General features: G+C 71.8%; 15 protein-coding genes. 7 read left to right on the plus strand and 8 right to left on the minus strand.

What is annotated here, in order from left to right; genetic code table 11:
* Positions 1-28: 28 nt before the first annotated feature.
* Both ACZ4Z2_RS29645 and ACZ4Z2_RS29650 read right to left on the minus strand, forming a co-directional pair.
* Positions 29-556 carry a hypothetical protein gene (locus tag ACZ4Z2_RS29645; RefSeq protein WP_468080129.1) on the minus strand — a complete coding sequence of 176 codons (528 nt, stop codon included), beginning with the start codon at positions 554-556 and terminating at the stop codon, positions 29-31.
* A complete protein-coding gene (locus tag ACZ4Z2_RS29650) occupies positions 538-2,259 on the minus strand; it encodes a PHP domain-containing protein (protein ID WP_468080131.1) in 1,722 nt (573 codons plus the stop codon). The genes ACZ4Z2_RS29645 and ACZ4Z2_RS29650 overlap by 19 nt, the downstream gene beginning before the upstream one ends.
* Before the next feature lie 240 nt (positions 2,260-2,499).
* Between ACZ4Z2_RS29650 and ACZ4Z2_RS29655 the strand changes: the two genes are divergently transcribed.
* From ACZ4Z2_RS29655 to ACZ4Z2_RS29665, 3 genes are all read left to right on the plus strand, one after another.
* Positions 2,500-3,819, plus strand: a complete 1,320-nt coding sequence (locus ACZ4Z2_RS29655) for a jacalin-like lectin (protein WP_468080132.1) — start codon at positions 2,500-2,502, stop codon at positions 3,817-3,819.
* A 279-nt stretch (positions 3,820-4,098) separates the two neighbouring features.
* Complete coding sequence (locus ACZ4Z2_RS29660) at positions 4,099-4,719, plus strand: TetR-like C-terminal domain-containing protein (RefSeq protein WP_468080133.1); 621 nt, start codon at positions 4,099-4,101, stop codon at positions 4,717-4,719.
* Between the two features lie 230 nt (positions 4,720-4,949).
* Complete coding sequence (locus tag ACZ4Z2_RS29665) at positions 4,950-5,564, plus strand: dihydrofolate reductase family protein (RefSeq protein ID WP_468080135.1); 615 nt, start codon at positions 4,950-4,952, stop codon at positions 5,562-5,564.
* A gap of 48 nt (positions 5,565-5,612) precedes the next feature.
* Here the strand turns inward: ACZ4Z2_RS29665 and ACZ4Z2_RS29670 are convergent, their stop codons facing one another.
* A complete protein-coding gene (locus ACZ4Z2_RS29670) occupies positions 5,613-7,346 on the minus strand; it encodes a DUF2264 domain-containing protein (protein WP_468080137.1) in 1,734 nt (577 codons plus the stop codon).
* Positions 7,347-7,423: 77 nt separating this feature from the next.
* Positions 7,424-8,467, minus strand: coding sequence for a rhamnogalacturonan acetylesterase (locus ACZ4Z2_RS29675; protein WP_468080138.1), 1,044 nt, complete (start codon positions 8,465-8,467; stop codon positions 7,424-7,426).
* 191 nt (positions 8,468-8,658) lie between these two features.
* On the opposite strand from ACZ4Z2_RS29675, the gene ACZ4Z2_RS29680 reads away from it, so the two are divergent.
* Positions 8,659-10,341: a rhamnogalacturonan lyase B N-terminal domain-containing protein gene (locus tag ACZ4Z2_RS29680; RefSeq protein ID WP_468080140.1), complete on the plus strand. Its 1,683-nt coding sequence runs from the start codon at positions 8,659-8,661 to the stop codon at positions 10,339-10,341.
* 202 nt (positions 10,342-10,543) lie between these two features.
* Here ACZ4Z2_RS29680 and ACZ4Z2_RS29685 read toward each other — a convergent pair whose 3' ends face one another.
* Both ACZ4Z2_RS29685 and ACZ4Z2_RS29690 read right to left on the minus strand, forming a co-directional pair.
* Positions 10,544-11,956, minus strand: a complete 1,413-nt coding sequence (locus tag ACZ4Z2_RS29685) for an RICIN domain-containing protein (protein WP_468080141.1) — start codon at positions 11,954-11,956, stop codon at positions 10,544-10,546.
* Between the two features lies 1 nt (position 11,957).
* Positions 11,958-13,070 (minus strand): glycoside hydrolase family 43 protein, encoded by a 1,113-nt coding sequence (locus tag ACZ4Z2_RS29690; protein ID WP_468080143.1) that lies wholly within the window; start codon positions 13,068-13,070, stop codon positions 11,958-11,960.
* A gap of 337 nt (positions 13,071-13,407) precedes the next feature.
* On the opposite strand from ACZ4Z2_RS29690, the gene ACZ4Z2_RS29695 reads away from it, so the two are divergent.
* Positions 13,408-15,462, plus strand: a complete 2,055-nt coding sequence (locus ACZ4Z2_RS29695) for an autotransporter (RefSeq protein WP_468080254.1) — start codon at positions 13,408-13,410, stop codon at positions 15,460-15,462.
* Between the two features lie 4 nt (positions 15,463-15,466).
* On the opposite strand, the gene ACZ4Z2_RS29700 is transcribed toward ACZ4Z2_RS29695, so the two are convergent.
* Positions 15,467-15,871: a Rid family hydrolase gene (locus ACZ4Z2_RS29700; RefSeq protein WP_468080145.1), complete on the minus strand. Its 405-nt coding sequence runs from the start codon at positions 15,869-15,871 to the stop codon at positions 15,467-15,469.
* A gap of 143 nt (positions 15,872-16,014) precedes the next feature.
* On the opposite strand from ACZ4Z2_RS29700, the gene ACZ4Z2_RS29705 reads away from it, so the two are divergent.
* Positions 16,015-16,560 (plus strand): GNAT family N-acetyltransferase, encoded by a 546-nt coding sequence (locus ACZ4Z2_RS29705; RefSeq protein WP_468080146.1) that lies wholly within the window; start codon positions 16,015-16,017, stop codon positions 16,558-16,560.
* Positions 16,561-16,630: 70 nt separating this feature from the next.
* Here ACZ4Z2_RS29705 and ACZ4Z2_RS29710 read toward each other — a convergent pair whose 3' ends face one another.
* The gene (locus tag ACZ4Z2_RS29710; protein ID WP_468080147.1) at positions 16,631-18,043 is read right to left on the minus strand and encodes an amino acid permease; all 1,413 of its coding nucleotides are present in this window, start codon (positions 18,041-18,043) and stop codon (positions 16,631-16,633) included.
* Positions 18,044-18,221: 178 nt separating this feature from the next.
* Here ACZ4Z2_RS29710 and mmuM point away from each other — a divergent pair, with 178 nt between their 5' ends.
* Positions 18,222-19,172: a homocysteine S-methyltransferase gene (gene mmuM / locus ACZ4Z2_RS29715; protein ID WP_468080148.1), complete on the plus strand. Its 951-nt coding sequence runs from the start codon at positions 18,222-18,224 to the stop codon at positions 19,170-19,172.
* Positions 19,173-19,365: the final 193 nt, after the last annotated feature.

Raw genomic sequence — 19,365 nt, forward strand, 5'->3', positions numbered from 1 at the left:
CGCCCTCACGCGTGTCCGCCGCCCCGCCTCAGTGGTCCGCGCAGCACGGTGTCGGGTCGGGCACCTCGAAGGGGACGAGAGTGCCGCCGACGGCGGGCATGGCGGTGAGGACCAGCTCGCCGTCGTGCCAGTGCGGGCGGACGTGGTCCTGTGTCACCAGCGGGGTGGCCGGGTCCGGTTCGCCGGGCCCGCCGAGGACGGTCACCCGGGTGATCGCGGAGCGGTCCAGCACGTCCGCGACGGTCAGGGTGCCGGTCAGGGCCGTGGCGCCGGGGTAGAGCACGGCACGGCCCATGGCGTCCGGGATGCCGGGCGTCACCTCGTGGTCGCGGGCCGCCAGCCGCTCCCGGACGGCGCTCAGGAGCGGCTGCGACGGCACCGCGAGGGACAGGGCGACCCTCGGCCGGCCCTCGCGGACCAGGTGCGTGCAACCGAAGGTGCCCTCGGGCAGGGCGAGTTCGGCGGCCAGCGCATGGAGCAGGTGATCGGCGGCACGGAGGTCCCGGACCCCCGCGTCCACGGTGAGGGCGTACGGCGTCATGAGGGCAGGACCCATACGGGGTTGGAGTAGAACCACAGGTCGCGCCACGGGTCGGCGTCACCGACGACGTCGATGGCGGGGCCGGCCGGGTCGACCGCCGCGCCCATCGGGCCGACGGCGGAGCGGTTGCCGTCGGTGCCGCGCAGCCGGACGTAGAGGGGGCGGTCGACCCGGCCGAGGTGACAGGTGAGCCGGACGGTGCCGGTGGACTTGTTCACCTCGTAGGACCTGACGACCTTCGCGGTCGGCGCGGTGAAGGTGTCCTTGTCGGCGGGGGTGCCCGTCACATCGCCCTGGATGACGTCGACGCGGGCCAGCTCGGGCACGAAGCCGGCCCAGTTGGGGCCGCCGGCGAGCGCCACGTCGACGGTCAGGGTGACCTTGGTGCCCTTCTTGACGTGCAGGGCGCCGCCGAGGGTGGCCCAGCGGCCGCCGCCGGACATCCGGACGTCGAGGCCGCTGATGAGCTGTCCGTGGTCCACCCAGACGCGGCCGGCGCGGATGCCGTCCATGACGGCGGCGCAGGAGAAGCCGGCGGCGCCGACGTGGGTGCGGCTGTACTGGCCGGGCCAGTAGTCGCCCTCCGTCAGGTCGATCTTCCCGCCGTAGACGGGGTCGGTGTGCCTGCCGTTGGCGGTGTAGTCGCTGTCCGGGCCGCCGCGTACGGCGGTGTCGGTGTAGACGTTGTGGGAGTCGGAGTTGGCGGTGATCCACCACGGCTTGCCCTCGGCGAGCAGGCTGTCCCACAGGCCTCCGACGGTGGAGGTCATCCAGTCGAAGCCGCCCCAGGTCCGGTAGGACTCCGGGGGGTAACCGGGGAAGGAGTTGGCGCCGGGGCTGTTGTCGTAGATGCCGCGGGCGCGGCCCATGCCGAGTGGCGCGGCGATGCCTCCGGCCTGGTGGCCGGGGGCGCCCTCCATGCCGACGGCGATGCGGTGGCGGGGGCTGGTGGCGTCCCGCCAGGCGCGCAGCTCGTGCGGGGAGTCGATGCCCTTGCGCGCGGGGTGGTTGGCGAGCATGAGCACGTCCTTGACCTTGCGGCGGCGGACCTGCTCGGCCAGGAAGTTCAGCCCGGCGATGGCGAGGGCCTCGTTGGCGGGCGTCGAGTCGGTCGCGCCCTTCACGCCGCCGTCGTAGTCGGTCTCGAACTGCTTGAGGACGGCGACCTCGTTCTTTCCGGGGTGTACGAAGACGGTGCCGTGCTCGGCGGCCGGGATGTTCCACTCCAGGCCCTGGAAGACGAGGGTGTCCTCGTACGCCGCCCGGGCCTCCCTGATGTCCGGGTTGACCTTCTCGACGCCGATCTTCGCGTGGGTGGCGTTGCCGTGGTCGGTGATGACCAGCCAGTCCATGCCGTGCCGGGCGCCCTGGCGGACCTGGTCGACGACGCGGTACTTGCCGTCGTTGCTGTACTGGGTGTGGATGTGGTGGTCGCCGGCCAGCCACAGGAACCCGCCGCGCTTGCGGCTGCCGGCGGAGGCGGCGTACGCGGGGTTCGCCGCCGCCGGGGCGAGGACGCTCGCGGCGGTCAGGCCCGCGCCCAGCAGACCGGCGCGGCGCAGCAGGGTGCGGCGCGACTGCTGCTCGGGGCTCAGCGCCTCGTCGGGCACGGCGGTGTCGAAGGCGGCGGGGAGGCCGTCCGCCGCGTGACCGGGCCCATGCCCGTGCTCGTGGTCGTGTCCGTGGTGGTGGTGACCGTGCGCGTGCCCGTGTCCCATGTGACGCCTCCTGGATGCCGCTGCCTTCCGCGGCTGCCTTCCGCGACGCGAGCGCGCCGCCCGTGGAGGATCGAGGCGAAACATGAACGTTGAACGAGTACCGGGTGGCCGTGGGGTGCCATGGACGCGTCAGATCATCACGTCCCTCACTGTTTCCCCAACTGCCCTTTATCGTCACACTGGTTGACCCAGAATCTGAGCACTGCTCACTTTCCCCACTCCCCTCCCCGGAGTACCCGCATGAGACGACTCCTCGGCACCCTCGCTGCCGCCGCCCTGGCCGTCACGGGCCTCGCCACCACCGGCGCCGCGCCCGCCACGGCCGCCCCCTCCGGCACCTTCGACGTGCTGACGTACAACGTCGCGGGCCTCCCGGAGGGGCTGAGCTCCGGCAGCCCGAAGACCAACACGCCCCTGATCTCGCCCCGCCTCGGCGCCTACGACATCGTCAACGTGCAGGAGGACTTCAACTACCACGCGGCGCTGTACGCGGGCGACGACCACCCGTACCGCACGGCGACCAGCGGCGGGGTGCCCTTCGGGGACGGCCTCAACACCCTCTCGGACCTTCCCTTCGAGGACTTCGAGCGGGTCAAGTGGAACAAGTGCACCGGCACCAACTGCCTGACCCCCAAGGGCTTCTCGCTGGCCCGGGTGCGGCTCGCCGAGGGCGTCTTCGTCGACCTCTACAACGTGCACACCAACGCCGACTCCGACGACGCGGCGCTGGCCGCCCGCCGGGCCAACATCACGCAGCTCTCCGACTTCATCAAGGCCAACTCGGCGGGCAACGCGGTGATCGTCATGGGCGACACCAACACCCGTTACACGCGCGCGGGCGACAACATCCGCACGCTGCTGACGGAGAACGGCCTGCGCGACCCGTGGGTGGACCTCGTCAAGGGCGGCACGCCACCGGCCCAGGGCGGCGACGCACAGGTCTGCGCCACCACCGCCCCGGCCCAGGACTGCGAGGTCGTCGACAAGGTCCTCTACCGGGACAGCGCCGTCGTGGACCTGACCGCCACGCGCTACCACAACGAGTGGGCGGCGTTCCTCGACGCGGCCGGGAAGAACCTCTCCGACCACTTCCCGCACACCGTCGACTTCTCCTGGACCGTCGACCCCCGACTCGCGGCGAGCGACTTCTTCGGCGGCCCGCACGGCACGGCGTTCAACGACGCGGACGACCTCCCCCCGACCCTCTCGCCCCGGACGCTCACGCTGCGCGGCGCGTCCCGCCTCGACGGGGTGTCGCTCACCCACGACGGCGGCACGACCCTCACCCACGGCGGCACCGGCGGCACGGCCGCCTCGCTGACCCTGGCGCCCGGCGAGCACCTCACGTCGGTGAGGCTCACCCAGGGCAAGAAGGACGGGCGCACCCGGATCTTCTCCGCCGCCTTCACCACCGACAAGGGCCGCACGCTCGCCTCCGGCACGCCCACCGGAGACGCCCGCACCTTCACCGCCCCCGCCGGCCGCCAGATCGTCGGCTTCACCGGCCGCTCGGGCACCGAGATCGACAAGCTGGGCGTCCTGTACGCACCGATCGGCTGACCCTGAGGCCACCGTGACCAGCAACGCCGGGATCCTAGGCCGTGTCCGCCTCACCTAGGCCCTGTCGTCAAATTCCCACCTACCCCGCGACGCCATGCACGCGCTCTCGACGCACCGGGCCCCGACCCGAGTACGTCCAGTACACGGGTCAGGGCCCGGCACGCCGAGAGCACGCACCTGACGCCGCGGGGCCGCCCTCCGGGCGACGGCGGGACTTTGACGACAGGGCCTAGGCTGTCCCAACGGATCCCAGGCGCACGGAACACGAGGTGGTCGCCCATGCCGAGAACCGGGCTCACGACCGAACGGGTCGTGGCGGCCGCGGCCGATCTCGCGGACGAGGTCGGGTTCGAGAACGTCACGCTGTCCGGGCTGGCCCGGCGGTTCGGGGTGAAGGACGCGAGCCTGTACTCCCACGTCAGGAACCTCCAGGACCTGCGGACCCGGGTCGCGTTCCTGGCCGGCGGCGAGATGATCGAGCGGATCGCGGAGGCGGTGGCGGGGCGGGCCGGGAAGGACGCGCTGGCCGCGTTCGCCGGGGCCTACCGGGCGTACGCGCTGGAGCGGCCGGGGCGGTACGCGGCCACCCAGGCGCGCATCGACCAGGACCTGGCGACCGCCTCGCCCGCCTTCCGCCGCACCGCCGAGATCACCTACGGCATGCTCCGCGCCTACGGCCTGGAGGAGCCCGACCTCACCGACGCGGTACGCCTGCTGCGCAGCACCTTCCACGGCTACTGCGCCCTGGAGGCCGACGGCGGCTTCGGCGCGACACGCGACGTACGGGCGTCCTGGGACCGGGCGATCGAGGCCCTGCACGTGGCCCTGGAGAACTGGCCCCGGGAGGCGACCGCACTGCAGGACGCGGGAGAGCCGCGCAGCGCCGCGGGGCGGCCGTGACGGCGAGGGCGACAGCGAGGGCGACGGCATGACTGCTGCATCACCCTCACGCCGTCCGCCCCGCCCACCCGCTGGGCGCCTGGCACACGACGGCCGGGGCGCCCACGCCCCCGCGGCGGCCGGTGATCTCACCGTCGTCGGCACGACCGGCCCCTGACCGGGATCCGGGGGCGCCCCGGCCGGGCCGTCCGGGACCGATGAGTTTCGGGCGGGGAGCGGGTCTGCCCTGTATGACCCGCGTCATCGCCGACATCTCCGTCTCCCTCGACGGCTTCGTCACCGGCCCCGACCCCGGCCCGGACAACGGGCTGGGCACCGGCGGCGAGGCCCTGCACACCTGGGCGTTCTCCGACGATCCGGAGGACCGCCGGATCCTTCGCGAGGCGACCGCCCGCTCGGGCGCCGTCGTCCTCGGCCGGCGCCTCTTCGACGTGGTCGACGGGCCGTACGGCTGGGACGACGAGACGGGCTACGGCGCGGGCGAGGTCGGCAAGCCCGCGTTCGTGGTCGTGACGAGCTCACCGCCGGACTCCGTACGGCTCACCGGCCTCGACTGGACGTTCGTCACCACCGGCCTCGCCGACGCCGTCGCCGCCGCGCGCGAGCGGGCCGAGGCGGCGTCGTCCGCCGCCGGCCGGGACCTGGACGTGGTCGTCATGGGCGGCGGCGCCACCGTCGGCTCGGCGCTCGACACCGGTCTCCTCGACGCCCTCACCCTCCACGTCGCCCCTGTGGTCCTGGGCACCGGCACCCCCCTCTTCACCGGCACGACCCCGCGCACACTCGTACGGCGCGACGCGACGATCACCTCGACCGCGACCCACCTGACCTACGACGTCACCTGACCGACGTCACGCTCCGACCGCACCGCCCCGCCCCGCCCCGGTCTGCCCTCACACGTCCACCGAGACCGCGCCGTCCGTCAGCAGGGCCCGGACCTCCGGGCCGGCGGTCCAGCGGACGCGCAGGTCGCCCTGGTCCCCGAGGCGCACGATCACCGTGTCCTCCAGTGGCGCCGGGGCCGGGTCGCCCGTCAGGCGGGACAGGGCGACGAAGAGCGTGGCGCCGTCGGCCGTCGTTCCGGTGAGGGCGTCCGGCCCTGGCGCGTCCTCGTCGGCGGCGGCGAGGCCGACGGCCGGCCGGAGTTCGGTGCGGACGCCGTCGGTCGGCGCCCAGCCCGTCACGCGGACCGGCGTCCCGGGCGCCGCCCCCGCCACCAGGTGGGCCCGTACCTCCACCGCCCCGCGGGCGAGGACGAGGCTCGTCACCCGCACTCCCCCGGCGGCCGTGTGGCGGGACGCCGCCCATCCCTCGCCCACACCAAGGGGTTCGATGGCGGTCCGGCTCGCCTCGCCGTCGACGATCACGCTGTTGTCGTACGACACCGGGGGCGCCGCCGACGGCACCGGCGCCGTCACCGTGGAGTACGCGAGGCGCGTGTAGTACGGGTCGTAGCGGACGTCCTCGCTGCCGTGGTTGTGCAGGCGGACCAGTCCGTCGGAACGGGTCGACTGGAGCAGCCAGTTGGGCGGGCCCAGCGGGCGCAGTTCGTCGGCGCGCTCCACCGGCGCGGCCTCCTCCGTCGCCGTCCACACCGCGTGGTCCGGCGGCAGCAGCAGACCGAGGAAGCCCTTGCTCGCCCAGTACGGGGAGGCGGGGCCCGAGTAGCCCTGGAGGACGGCCGGGTCGGGTCCGTGCCAGCCCAGTGACAGCAGGCCCCGGTCGTCGACGGCGCCCCGGTCGAGGAAGTACTTCAGGGCGCCGGACGCCAGTCGGCGCGTCTCGCCCGGCCCGAGCGGTGTCCGGCCGGTCAGCGCGCCCAGCCAGAGCGGGACCGTGGTGGCGAAGCGGTACGTCAGGGAGCGGCCCTGGTGCAGCGGGGCGCCGTCACCGCCGAACAGCCGGGCGTAGTCGTCGAGATGGGTCGCCAGACGGCCGCCGTAGAGGTCCAGCAGGCGCTGGTCACCGTCGAGCCAGGCGTGCAGCACCGGGTAGAGGTGCATCGCCCAGCCGTTGTAGTAGTCGAACTTGCGGCCGTCGCCGTCGGTGTACCAGCCGTCACCCAGGTACCACTGCTCGATGCGGTCGAGCCGCTGCTCGATCACCCGGCGGGACCGCTCCGGTTCGTGGCCGATCTCCGCGAGGAAGCCACCGACGGTCACCGGGAACAACTCCCAGTTGCACGGCCAGGGTTCGGCGGTGAGCGCGTCGCCGAGCCAGTCCGCCGCGCGCTGGCGCACCCCGTCGTCGAGGCGGTCCCACAGCAGCGGCCGGGTGAGCCGGAGCGCGAGGGCGATGGACGCCGCCTCCACGAGCGGCTGGCTCCGGTCCTCGATACGCGGCCACACCCCCGAGACACCGGCCGCGAGCCCGTCGCCGTAGCGGGCGAGGGCCTTGTCGTCCTTGCGGAACGCGGCGAGGAGCAGCGTACGGGCGTAGCCCTCCAGGCCGTCCGAGAGGCGGCCCGACCAGCTCGTGCGGTCGCCGGGCAGGTCGTACAGGGCGCCGCCGGCCGTCGCGTACGGCTCCACGGCGGCCAGCAGCGCGTCGGCGGCGGCCTCCCAGTGGGCGCGGGTGTAGCCGGTGTACGGGCTGAGGCTGCGGTCCTCGTCTGGCTGGGAGGGCATGTGCGCACGCTTTCCTGGGTCGTCGCCGTCGGTTGGAACCTGGGGCGCCCCGGTTCCGGTCGGGGCGCCCCAGGGGCTCATCCCACCCTGGTCCGCCCGGCCGGCACCAGCCCCTGGGCGACGAGTTCGTCGCGGACGAGGCCGGCGTACACGGTGGCGCCGTGGACGGAGGTGTGGGTGTTGTCGCGCTTCTCGTTGTAGAGGTACAGCGCCTTGGACGCTTCGGGGCCCAGCGACTCGACCAGGGCCTTCGTCTTCGCGGTGAGGTCGATCAGGGGTACGTCGTGGGCGGCGGCGACGGAGCGGACGACCGCCGGGTGGTCGACGCCGAGGCCGTTGACGAGGAGGGCCGTGTTGTTGTTCAGGGTGCCGTCCGCGTTGAACCAGCGGCGCACGATCGGGGTGACCAGGACCGGCCGGCCGCCCTTCTCGCGGACGCCCGCGACCAGGGTCTCCAGGTTGGCGCGGTAGGTGGCCTCGTCGGTCTGCTTGTCGTTGTGGGCCAGTTGGATCAGCACGAGGTCGCCGCGGTGGATCCTCGGCTGGACGGTGGCCCACAGCCGGGAGTCGGCGAGGTAGGACACCGTGCTCTCGCCGGAGTCGGCGTGGTTGGCGACCGACAGGCCCTTGCGGAGGTACTGCGGGAGCTGCTGGCCCCAGCCGGAGTACGGGTCGCCGGGCTGGTCGCAGACCGTGGAGTCGCCGACGAGGAGGATCTGCCGGGCCCGGTGGGCGGGGGTCACGCGGATGTCGGCCGGCGCGGGGGCCGAGCCGCCGATGACGAGGTCGAGGCCGGGAGTGCCGTCGGGTCCGGTGGGTTCGCCCTCGGGGGTGCGGACGTTCACGGTGAAACCGCGGGAGACCGGCTCGCCGGCGGCCGTGGCCGTCTCGGGCAGGAGGGCGCGGCGGGTCTCGCCGGTGATGCTCGTGCTCGCGGCGCTGTCGCCGCCGAGGCGGACGGTCACGTCGTAGGTGCCGGCGGGGACGTCGAAGTGGCAGGCGGTCGCCGTGCAGTACTCGGGGCCCAGGACGGGTCGGCCGTGGTGTGCCTGGGCCGGTACGGCCGACAGGACGGTACCCAGGGTCGCCGCCGTCAGCGCGGCGACGGTGAAACGTCTCATTGCGGCTCCTCGGGAGGGATGACAAGACCCGGCGGCTGGACCGTACCCCGTTTGGCAAGCGCTTTCTAGACGTCGGCGCACTTTCACAAGATGGCCAACCCCCCTGCTGTGAAAGCCCTTTCGCGAAATCGATTCAACTGTCACCCTTCCCAATCACCCGCACTCCCCCACCCTCCTGAGGAGGCACCCCCATGTCCCAGGCCACCGACAGAGCGGCCCTCGGCCGCCGCGGCTTCGTCCTCGGCACGGCGGCGACCGCGGCCGGCGCGGCACTCGCCGGGCCGCTGGCCGGCACCGCCCGCGCCGCCGCGTTCCGCTGGAGCGACGACGGCACGCACTACGTCGTCGACACCGGCGCGGACCTCGTGTTCAAGGTCAGGAAGAGCAACGGCGACCTGGCGTCGCTCGTCCACCGGGGCACGGAGTACCAGGGCTACGGCGGCAAGAACTCGCACATCGAGTCCGGCCTCGGCAGCTCCACGGTGACGATCCGGCAGTCCGGCTCGACGATCCTGGTCTCCGTCACGTACGGCACGCTGCGGCACTACTACGCGGCCCGCAGCGGCGAGAACAACATCTACGTGTGGACCAACAAGGCCGACACCTCGGTCTCCGCGACCCGCTTCATCCTGCGCGTCCGGGCGGGCCTGTTCCTCAACGACGCGCCCGACTCGTACACCTACGCGCCCACCGCCATCGAGGCCTCGGACGTCTTCCGGAAGTCCGACGGCCAGACCCGCTCGAAGCACTTCTCCCGGCTGCGGGTCATGGACTACGACTACGTCGGCTGGTCGGCGAACGGCGTCGGCCTGTGGATCGTGCGCAGCAACCACGAGAAGGCGTCCGGCGGCCCGTTCTACCGCTCGCTGCTGCGCCACCAGAGCGCGGACGGCGGCGGCCTGTACGAGATCCTGTACTACGGGCAGAACCAGACCGAGGAGCAGCGGTTCGGCCTCCAGGGCCCGTACGTCATCGCCTTCACGAACGGCGGGGCACCCTCCTCGTCGCTGTTCCCGGGCACGCTGACCACCCCGTGGGCGGACTCGCTCGGCATCGCCGGGTACGTGGGCGCGGGCGGCCGGGGCCGGGTGACGGGCGTCGGTATCACCGGGCGCAACACGTCGTACCCGTACACGGTCGGGCTCGCCAACTCGGCCGCGCAGTACTGGGGTTCCGCACGCTCGTCGGACGGCTACTTCAACATCACGGGTGTGCTGCCGGGGACGTACACGCTGACCGTCCACAAGAGCGAGCTGGCGGTGTACACGACCTCCGTGACAGTCACGGCAGGCGGCACGACGACGCTCAACACGATCGCCATCCCGTCGTCGAACGACCCGTCCAACGCGAGCGCGATCTGGCGGATCAACGACTGGAACGGCACGCCGAGCGGCTTCAAGAACGCGGACCTGATGACGTACGCGCACCCGTCGGACGTCCGGGCCGCCTCCTGGACCGGCAACGTGGTGATCGGCAGCGGCACCGAGACCTCCGCCTTCCCCTGCTATCTGTGGAAGGACGTGAACAGCGGCCTCCTCGTCTACTTCCGGCTGACCGCGGCCCAGGCCGCCGCCGCGCACACCCTGCGGATCGGGGTGACGACGGCCTACGCCAACGGCCGGCCGCAGGTCGTCGTCAACGACACCTGGACGTCGGCGATCCCCTCCCCGCCCACCCAGCCGAACACCCGCTCGCTGACGAACGGCTCGTACCGGGGCAACAACCACACGTTCACCTACAGCGTGCCCGCGTCCGCCTGGCGGACAGACACGAGTCAGTACAACGTGCTGAGGATCAATGTGGTGAGCGGGTCGGGGACGACCTCCTACCTCAGTGCCGGGACGTCGATCGACGCGATCGACCTACTCGTCTGAGATCACGTCCCGCGCGTGCACTGCTGGTTCGTGCCGCCGTTGCACGTGTACGTGACTCGTCGACGAAAGGTGGGGGCGGTGGCAGACTCTGCCACCGCCCCATCGGTTCGTCAGCCGCGCGTGAACGGCTGGGGCGAGCGCGCCCGCGTCAAGGCCAGGTGAGGTCGGCACGACGCCATCGACCTGCTGACCTGACGTCGGGTCATGTCCCGCGCGTCCACTGCTGGTTGGTGCCGCCGTTGCACGTGTACGTGATGATCGCGGCCGAGTCGGCGGTGGACGCGCCGTTCACGTCCAGGCACTCACCGGTCGCGCGGGACTTGACGTTGACGTAGGAGCCGGTGGTGGTCAGGGACCACTGCTGGTTGTTCGCCGAGGAGTCGCAGTTCTCCTGGCTGACGGTGTTCGCGTTCTCCTGCACGCACAGGGAGCTGTGGCGGGTCACCAGCTGGTAGTAGCCGCCGCCGACGGACTTGAACCAGTACTTCTGGTTGTTTCCGCCGTTGCAGGCGTACTGCTTGATCTGGGCGCCCGCCCACAGCGACTGGTTGATGACGTCGGCGCACTTGGAGGAGTGGCGGGCGACCAGCGTGTTGTACGTGGCGCCGGTGCCGCTGATCGTGCCGGCGGCCGTGTCGATGGTGATCTCCGGTGACCAGGACAGGGACATGGTGGTCGAGGTCGGGAAGGTCAGCGGCAGCCACACGTAGCGGGAGTCGTTGACGGTGCCGCCGAAGGAGTTGCCCCAGCGGTCGCCCATGTACAGGTACGAGGTGGTCGAGGTGCCCTGCACGGGCAGGACGTACGCGGTCTGCGAGCCGAACGTCGTGGAGTCGCCGATGTTGGTCATGGCCGTCCAGGGACCGGCGATGCTGGTGGCGGTGGCGTACTGCTGCTGGTTGGGGCTCCAGCCGGTCGCGCCCGACGTCAGCATGAAGTAGACGCCGTTCCGCTTGAACAGGGCCGGGGCCTCGCGGTGCCCGCCGTGCCAGGGGTCGGCGACGAGAGCGGCGACCTGGGTGTAGTCGGCGGTGAGCCGGTAGATCTGGAGGTCGTAGTTCTCGCGGGCCGCCGAGATCATGTAGCCGGTGCCGTCGGTGTCCACGAAGGTGGTGATGTCACGGGACATGTGCTGGCCGAGCGGGCGGAAGCTGCCCCGCCAGGTGTAGTCGCCGTCGACGGTGTCGGAGACGGCGACGGCGGCGCGCGCCTCGGTGTAGTCGACGCCGTTCTCCTTGTGCATCCACATCACGAACTTGCCGGTGGACGCGTTGTACATGACCTTGGGCCGCTCGATGTTGGCGGTCGCCAGCTCCGGGTCGGTGGCCTGGGTCAGGACGTTGTTGCGGAACTCCCAGTTCTTCAGGTCCGTCGAGCGGTACGCCGACACGTACTTGAAGGTGTTGTCGGGGTTCCGGTGCTCGCCGAACCAGTAGTAGTACGACCCGACCTTGACGACGCCGCCGCCGTGGGCGTGCACGGGGTTGCCGCCGCTGTCGGTGAACTGGACGCCGTTGGGGATGGTCTGGGGTGCCGCCTGGGCCGGACCTGCGGTGACGAGGGCACCGGCCAGCGCGAGACAGAGCGCGAGGAGTGTCGCGTACGCACGTCGCATCTCAGCTCTCCTTCCGTGAGGTCGGGGTGGGGGTGTCGGCGACGGGGACGCCGAAGTCGGGGGTGCCGTCGGGCTTCCAGCCGAGGCGCTGCACACGGGTGTGGCGGTTGGGGTCGTTCAGGGGGTCGCCGACGATGTCCTTGTACTGGCGGGCGTGGTAGACGAGGACGTCGGTGCGGCCGTCCTCGGCGACGGTGAAGCTGTTGTGGCCCGGCCCGTACTGCTTGGTGGTGTCGTTGCTGGTGAAGACCGGCGTAGGGGACTTCGACCAGTTGGCGGGGTCCATCAGGTCGGCGTCCTCGTCGACCGTCAACAGGCCCATGCAGTAGTTGAAGTCGGTGGCGCTCGCCGAGTACGACATGAACAGGCGGCCGTTGCGCCGGATGACCGACGGGCCCTCGTTGACCTTGAAGCCGATGACCTCCCAGGGCAGTTCCGGGGTGGAGAGCCGGACCTGCGGCCCGGTCAGGGTCAGCGGGTCGGCCATCCTGGACAGCCAGAGCGCGGTGTTGTTGTCCATGCCGGGCTCGTGCTGCGCCCAGGCCAGATAGCGGGTGCCTCGGTGGGTGAAGGTGGTGGCGTCGAGGGAGAAGGTCTCCCAGGCGGTCTTCAGCTGGCCGCGCTCGACCCAGGTGCCCTTGAACGGATCGCGGTGCGCGTTCTCGAGGACCCAGATCCGGATGGCCCAGATGTCCTCGGCGGGTGCGGAGGCGAAGTAGATGTACCACTTGCCGTCGATGTGGTGGATCTCCGGCGCCCAGATGTGGGCGCCCATGACGCCGGTGGCGTGCTTGCGCCAGATCACGGCCTCGGACGCGGTGGACAGACCGCGCAGGGTGCGGGATCTGCGCAGGATGATCCGGTCGTACTCGGGGGCGGTGGCCGTGAAGTAGTAGAAGCCGTCGCGGTGGCGGTGGATGTGCGGGTCGGCCCGGTTGCGGACCAGCGGGTTGACGTACGGGGCGGCGGCACCCGGCCCGGCCGGGGAGGCGGCCGGACCGCCGGTCGCCGCGTGGGCGACGCCGGGCAGTGCGGTGAGGGCGCCCGCGGCCAGGGCGCCCTTCAGCAGCAGCCTGCGGTCGGGGGGTGGGGGCAAGGCGTTGTCGCGGCTCATGCGGTCTGCCTCTCTGACGGTGGCGCGTGGGGGGCGTTCGGAGCGCGATGCGGCGACACAAAAAGGAACAGAATCGTTCGGCATTTCGCACAAGATCGGTCACTCCGAACGGCGAAAAGGTAAGGGCGCGCCCCCGGGAGGTCAACGGGTCGGACGAGATGAGAGAGAGCGCTTTCCGTCTTGTGCCGGCTCGCACGACCCTGGGCTGTGGCGCGACCGGTCGCGGGTCGTGCGCGGATTTCTGTTATCGGCCGGCTGCCGGGCCGTCTCCGTAGGCGTGCACAGCAATATCCACAAGACAGCGGCGGCCGCCGGAGCCCTGGCGGTCACCGCCCTGATGCTCGGTGCCCCGACCGCGACCGCAGCCCCCCGCGATGCGACCGCCGACGTGCTGGCGGGCCGGGACGTCCGGCTCGACGGTGACACGGTCGTGACCGTGCCACCGGGGAAGACGACCTACAACGGCACCTTCAGCGGCACCGGGACGCTGACCGTGCGGGGCACCGGGACCCTGATCCTCACCAGGGACAGCGAGTTCACCCTGCCCAAGGCCCGGCAGCGGCAGGTAGTCAAGACGCTCGGCGGCAACCACCCGTACGTCACCGTGACGAACCCGGACCCGCCGGCCGTGACCGTCGCACGGGGCGCGACCCTCCAGTACGGGAACGGCGGCCGGACCGGGCTGATCGGGAAGTTCCCGTACAACACCCCGTCGTTCCGGCTCAACCAGGACAACATCCGGGTCGACGGCACCCTGCGGCTGGCGCTGAAGGACGTCCAGTACAACCTGGGCACCATCAGCGGCTCGGGGCTGATCAGCCAGCCGAGGTTCCTGTGGGCCACCTGGGACCTGTCGGGCACCCATCCGTTCAGCGGCGTCATCGACAACGGGACGCAGCTCAACGCGGGAGCGCCGGAGTACGCGACCTCGCTGCCCCGGGTACGCAAGATCCTCAACCAGGGCACCTGGACCGTGGACACACCGCTGGGGCAGACCGTCACCCAGGGCATGGACTTCTACCAGCGTGAGTACGGCAGCGACATCAACGTCCAGTCCCGGCCCGGCAGCAAGGTGATCCTCACGGGTCAGTACAGCTGGTCGAACCAGGGAGGGGACACCAATCCCTCACTCAGCGACCCGGCCCTGAACTGGACGCCCGCGCGGAAGAACGTCAACAAGCGCGGCACCAACATCAAGGGCGCGAACGTCCAGTGGGGCGACGGCACCACGAACAAGATCTTCATGCCGGGCACCGCCGAGACGGTGTACATCAACCTCCTCGCCGCCCGCTCCCGTTCGCTGCTGACCTTCGACTACAACGGCCCCGTCACCCTGGGCGCCCCCATCGGCGGCGGCAGGTTCCACGACACACTGTCCGCCCCCGGCGCCGGGGACATCGTCATCAAGGGCACGAAGGGCAACGACGTCACCTTCGCCGCCGTCCAGTACTACAACGGCTCGACGACGATCCAGAAGAACGCGGTGCTGCGGCTGGGCAGCGGGAAGCGGGGCGGCGACGGCGGGCTGTACACCAAGGGCGACCTGTACAAGGTCGTCAACGACGGCACGCTCATCGTCCGGAACGTCGCCAAGCCGGTGACACTGTCCAGGATCAGCGGCAGCGGCTCGTTCACGCAGTCCGGCGCCGCGACGACGACGCTGACGGGCAGCGGGGTGACGTACACCGGGCGGACCACGGTCACCAATGGCACGCTCGCGCTCCGCTCGGGGGCGACCCTGGCGCGCAGCAAGGGCATCCGGCTCACCACGGCGGGCGCGACGCTCGACGTGGGCACGGGCGGGCTGACCGTGAACCGCTCCCTCTCCGGCAAGGGCACGGTGCGGGGCTCGGTGACCAACGCCGGGACGGTCGTGGCGGGCGTGCGGGTGACCGGTGGCTACACCCAGACCGGGCGGGGCCGACTGGTGCTGCGTGAGAAGCCGTTGAAGGTGGCCGGGGCGGTACGGCTGGCGGGCGAGCTGGACTTCGCGGCCCTGGGTGCCGTCGGCGGCCCCGGCGAGAAGGTCACCGTGATCGACCACACCGGCAAGGGCGGCGTCACCGGTACGTTCAAGGGTCTGCGCGAGGGCGCGAAGGTGAAGCTGGCCGACAGCACGTACCGGATCAGCTACCGGGGCGGCGACGGCAACGACGTCGTGCTGACGGCGACGAAGGCGAACGCGCCTGCCAAGGCCAGGTCCGCCGCGGGCGCCGACACCGGCGTGCGGGGACCCGACACGCTCAACACCGGCGCCTCGGCCGACGACGGCCCCGGCTGGTGGCCGTACGCCCTGGCCGTCGGCCTGCTCTGCACGCTCGCCGTACCGATGAGCAGGCGCCGCGCCAGGAACCGCCGGCGGGGAGGCGGCCGGCACGCGGCGACGGGGTAAGGGCCTACGGCTGCACGTCGAGTCGTACGAGCGCGCCGATCTCCACGAGCTGTTCCGGCAGCGCCAGGTCGGCGACGCCCATGACCGTGCTGGTGGGCCGGTGCCCCCCGAAGTACTCGGCGTGCAGCCGCGCCGTCGTGTCGAAGTTCTCCCGCAGGTTCCTCACCAGCACGGTCGTCTCCACGATCTGGCTCCGCTCGGCCCCGAACCGCTTCAGCACCAGGTCGAGGTTCTCCAGCGTCGTGCGGACCTGCAGTTCGAAGTCGTCGGCACCCACGAAGGTCCCGTCACGGTCGTGGGACAGCTGTCCCGACACGTACACCGTGTCACCGACCTGCAAGGCCTGGCTGTATCCGTACAGCGCCTCCCACGGCATGCCGAAACCGAATGCCTTCGCCTGAGAACTCATGACTCACTCCCTGGAACAGTGCGCGGGACCCTCGGGTGCGGACAGGCCCCTCGACGGCTGAAGTTAGCGCTTCGTCCGGACGACGCTTGTCCGGGAGCGAAGGGAGGAGTGTTCCCTGCGTGCACAGTTGGCAGGATGGACCCATGGATGAGCAGTCGGTGACCCTGACCAGGATCACGCCGGAGGACTGGCAGGCCGTCCACGCGTGGGCCCGCCTGCCGGAGGCCTGCCGTTTCCAGCCCTGGGGCCCCAACACGGAGGACCAGACGCGCGACTTCGTGACGGCCGCCGCGGAGGCCTGGTCGAGCGCGCCCCGGCTCAGGTTCGCCCATGTGGCGCGCCTGGGTGACGACGTCGTGGGGATGGGCGAACTGCACATCCGGAGCCTCAGGCATGGCCAGGGCGAGATCTCCTACGTCGTGCATCCGCGGGTGTGGGGCAGGGGCATCGGCACGGAGATCGGTCGCCTCCTTCTCGCGTACGGCTTCGCCGAGTTGGGCCTGCACCGGATCCACGCCACCTGCGACCCGCGGAACACCGGCTCGTCCCGCGTCCTGAACAAGCTCGGCATGACCTACGAGGGCCACCTGCGCCACACCGCGCGAATCCGGGACGGCTGGCGCGACTCCCTGGTGTTCGGCGTGCTCGAAGAGGAATGGAGTGCGCGGAACGGGGCCGCCCGGACCTAGGCCGTGTCGTCACATTCCCGCCGTCGCCCGGAGGGCGGCCCGGGGGGTAGGTGGGAATTTGACGACGGGCCTAGGTCGTGTCCGCGTCCTCGTGCGTCTCCTGCCGTCCCCGCAGCCACACGTAGACCGGGATGCCCGCGAAGAGGAACAGGGCGCCCTGGTAGACGGCCGCGTAGCCGGCGCCGGCGATGAGCCAGAAGGAGAAGGCGAAGGAGAGGCCGGCGACGATCAGGTCGCGGACCAGTCCGGCGGGGCGCACGCGCTCGCGGGTGCCGCGGGCCAGCCAGTACAGCTGGGCGGCGGCCGAGAGCAGGTACGGGACGCAGCCGGTGAACGTGGTGATGAGGACGAGGACACGGAACGCGGTGTCCGGGTCGTCGGCGTAGTTCACGACGATGAGGATCGTGCCGAGGGCGGCGGTGGCGAGGACGCCGAAGCCGGGGACGCCGCCCTTGCCGAGCCGGGCGAACGGCTTCGGGAAGAGCCCGTCGCGGGCGGCGGCGTACGGCATCTGAGCGCTCATCAGGATCCAGCCGTTGAGGCAGCCGACGATGGAGGCGACGGCGACCAGCGCGATCACGGTGCCGCCCCAGCCGCCGCCCGCGATCGAGTCCACGGCGTCCGCGAACGGGGCGCCCGACTCGACGAGTTCCTTGTGCGGGACGAGGCCGAAGACGGCGACCGTACCGAGGATGTAGACCACGGCGGAGGCGACGGTGCCGAGGACGCTGGCGCGGCCCACGGTGCGCTCGGGGTCACGGACCTCGCCGGCGCTCACGGCGGCCGACTCGACGCCGAGGAAGCTGTACAGGAGCAGGGCGGCGGAGGCGGCGATCGCGCCGGGCACACTCTGACCGGAGGCGTTGAACGGGCCGTAGTTGTCGGTGTCGATGAAGAACAGGCCGATCGTGGCGACCAGCAGCAGCGGCACGAACTTCAGGATCGTCGAGACGACCTGCACGGCGCCGACGTAGCGGGTGCCCGCGAAGTTCGCGGCGGCCGGCAGCCACAGCGCGGCCAGGGCCACCAGCGCGAGGACGGCCTTGCCGTCGCCCAGGGGTATCAGCACGTCGACGTAGCCGACGACACCGACGGCGAGGGCGGCGATGCTGACCCAGCACATCGTCCAGTACGACCAGGCCGACAGAAAGCCCGCGAAGGGGCCGAAGGCGTCGCGCGGGTAGACGTAGAGACCGCCGGTGACAGGGCTGCGCCTCGCCAGCTTCCCGAACAGCAGCGCCAGCAGGACGGCTGCCACGGAGAGGACGGCGAACGCGACCAGGCTCACCGTGCCGTACGGGGCGACGGCGGCGGGGAGGGTGAAGATGCCGCCGCCGATGATGTTGCCCATGACGAGGGCGGTGGCCGCGGCGAGACCGAACTTGCGGCCGGGGGGAGCGACGGCGGCCTCGGGGGCGGCGCCGGGGCCGGCGGTCGGGGAAGGGCCGGGCTCTGCGGCCTCGGGGGTGCTGGTGGTGGTCATGACGGTTCCGGGGAGAGGGAGGGCGAGACGGGGATGGGGGGTGGGACGGGAGGTGGGACGGGGAGGTGGTGCTCGGGGGCCGTGATCGTATCCCGGCGTTCCACATGCTGGTCATTCTGTTCATAAAGTGGACACAATCGGTGCGGGCGCAGGGCCGCGGCTCGTTTACCGTCGTCGTATGACCAGCAACGCCCCGGGAAGCCCCTCCCCCTCCTCCGCCCCCTCCCCCACCCTCGTCGAGGCACTCGCCGCCGGCGCGCTCGTCCTCGACGGCGGCATGTCCAACCAGCTCGAATCGGCCGGGCACGACCTGAGCGACGAACTGTGGTCGGCCCGGCTGCTCGCCGAACGGCCTGAGGCCATCACCGAGGCGCACCTCGCCTACTTCGAGGCGGGCGCCGACGTGGCGATCACCTCCAGCTACCAGGCCACCTTCGAGGGCTTCGCCAAGCGCGGCATCGACACCGTACGGACCACCGAACTCCTCGGACTCAGCGTGGAGTTGGCCCGCGACGCGGCCCGGCTGGCGCGGGCGAAGGGCGTCGGGCGGCCCCTGTGGGTGGCGGCCTCGGTCGGGCCGTACGGTGCGATGCTCGCGGACGGCTCCGAGTACCGGGGGCGGTACGGGCTCAGCGTGGCCGAGCTTGAGCGGTTCCACCGGCCGCGACTGGAGGTCCTGGCCGCCGCCGCGCCCGATGTCCTCGCCCTGGAGACGGTGCCCGACGCCGACGAGGCGGAGGCGCTGCTGCGGGCCGTGCGCGGACTCGGGGTGCCGGCGTGGCTGTCGTACACCGTGGCCGGGGAGCGGACGCGGGCCGGGCAGCCGCTGGAGGAGGCGTTCGCCGTGGCCGCCGAGGCGGACGAGGTGGTCGCGGTGGGCGTGAACTGCTGCGCCCCGGAGGACGTGGACGCGGCGGTGGCGACGGCGGCCCGGGTCACCGGCAAGCCGGTGGTGGTCTACCCGAACAGCGGCGAGGCATGGGACGCGGAGGCACGGGAGTGGACCGGACGGTCCCGCTTCACCGCGGCGGAGGTCGAGGGCTGGCGGACCGGCGGCGCCCGGCTGATCGGGGGGTGCTGCCGGGTGGGACCGGAGGCGATCTCGGCGATCGCGGAGGTGCTGACCTGACGGCCGGACAGGAAACCCCGGCGCCCGGAGAACGCCCGTCGGCAGGAGGACTCCTGACGGCGAGTAAGCCGACGACGGCGGGTGAACGCCCGACGGCGGGAGAGCCCAGGCGGTCGGGGGAGGCCTGCGACCCCAGACGAGCCTCCGTCGGCCGGCGCGGACGGGCGCCGTGGTCGTGCCGTCGCCGGCCTCA

It is taken from the genome of Streptomyces sp. NPDC030183 (assembly GCF_055573455.1).

Excerpts from the sequence above, each read along its gene's own strand:
- ACZ4Z2_RS29695 (WP_468080254.1), top strand. The coding sequence starts at position 13,408 with ATGCTCGGTGCCCCGACCGCGACCGCAGCCCCCCGCGATGCGACCGCC.
- ACZ4Z2_RS29680 (WP_468080140.1), top strand. The coding sequence starts at position 8,659 with ATGTCCCAGGCCACCGACAGAGCGGCCCTCGGCCGCCGCGGCTTCGTC.
- ACZ4Z2_RS29655 (WP_468080132.1), top strand. The coding sequence starts at position 2,500 with ATGAGACGACTCCTCGGCACCCTCGCTGCCGCCGCCCTGGCCGTCACG.
- ACZ4Z2_RS29690 (WP_468080143.1), bottom strand. The coding sequence starts at position 13,070 with ATGAGCCGCGACAACGCCTTGCCCCCACCCCCCGACCGCAGGCTGCTG.
- ACZ4Z2_RS29675 (WP_468080138.1), bottom strand. The coding sequence starts at position 8,467 with ATGAGACGTTTCACCGTCGCCGCGCTGACGGCGGCGACCCTGGGTACC.
- ACZ4Z2_RS29685 (WP_468080141.1), bottom strand. The coding sequence starts at position 11,956 with ATGCGACGTGCGTACGCGACACTCCTCGCGCTCTGTCTCGCGCTGGCC.
- ACZ4Z2_RS29670 (WP_468080137.1), bottom strand. The coding sequence starts at position 7,346 with ATGCCCTCCCAGCCAGACGAGGACCGCAGCCTCAGCCCGTACACCGGC.
- ACZ4Z2_RS29665 (WP_468080135.1), top strand. The coding sequence starts at position 4,950 with ATGACCCGCGTCATCGCCGACATCTCCGTCTCCCTCGACGGCTTCGTC.
- mmuM (WP_468080148.1), top strand. The coding sequence starts at position 18,222 with ATGACCAGCAACGCCCCGGGAAGCCCCTCCCCCTCCTCCGCCCCCTCC.
- ACZ4Z2_RS29650 (WP_468080131.1), bottom strand. The coding sequence starts at position 2,259 with ATGGGACACGGGCACGCGCACGGTCACCACCACCACGGACACGACCAC.
- ACZ4Z2_RS29705 (WP_468080146.1), top strand. The coding sequence starts at position 16,015 with ATGGATGAGCAGTCGGTGACCCTGACCAGGATCACGCCGGAGGACTGG.
- ACZ4Z2_RS29710 (WP_468080147.1), bottom strand. The coding sequence starts at position 18,043 with ATGACCACCACCAGCACCCCCGAGGCCGCAGAGCCCGGCCCTTCCCCG.
- ACZ4Z2_RS29645 (WP_468080129.1), bottom strand. The coding sequence starts at position 556 with ATGGGTCCTGCCCTCATGACGCCGTACGCCCTCACCGTGGACGCGGGG.
- ACZ4Z2_RS29660 (WP_468080133.1), top strand. The coding sequence starts at position 4,099 with ATGCCGAGAACCGGGCTCACGACCGAACGGGTCGTGGCGGCCGCGGCC.
- ACZ4Z2_RS29700 (WP_468080145.1), bottom strand. The coding sequence starts at position 15,871 with ATGAGTTCTCAGGCGAAGGCATTCGGTTTCGGCATGCCGTGGGAGGCG.